This is a genomic window from Mesorhizobium sp. BHbdii, assembly GCF_053848045.1.
Map to the genome: position 1 here is coordinate 1 of NZ_JBSPKX010000095.1, position 574 is coordinate 574.

Annotated in this window: 1 protein-coding gene; it reads right to left on the reverse strand. The window is 65.7% G+C overall.

The window, feature by feature from the left end; translation table 11 throughout:
- Positions 1-574, reverse strand: a 574-nt coding sequence (locus ACWTU8_RS32025) for an alpha/beta fold hydrolase (protein ID WP_455851280.1), incomplete at both ends; no start/stop codon positions are given.

Here is a 574-nt window from a genome sequence, read left to right on the forward strand (position 1 = left end):
GCGTAGGCTTCCACCGCCCTGGTCGAAACGACCCTGTCGGCGCCGGCGGCGATGATCAGCAGAGGCACTTGTATGCGGGCCATGAAGTCCGGGTCGCTGATGGCTTCCGACGCCTTTGCCGCCGCTTGCAGCCAGCGGATCGTCGGACCGCCAAGCGCCATTCGCGGATACTCTTCGTAGATGCGCGTGTTGCGGCGGTAGCGCTGCGGATCCGACGTCACCTTATTGGCCTCGAAAGGCAGCGTATGTCTGGGCCGTGGACCCCAGGCGGCATAGAGCCGGCCCAGCCCCAAGGCGCAGAAAACCGAACAGACGCGGAGGACCGTCCTGATCGAGACCGGCAGGTCGGGCAGGGTCAGGAATGGCGCGATCAGCACCATGCGGCGCACGCGGTTCACCATGGACGGCGCCGCAAGAAGCGCGATCACGGCCCCGGCTGAATGGGCGAGGATGTAATACGGGCCGCGGCAATCGGGTAGCACGATCTCCTCGAAGAACTGCTCCAGATCGGCCGTGTAGTCGCGGAAGGACCTGACATGGCCGCGCTGGCGATCGCGGATCAGCCGGTCGGAAT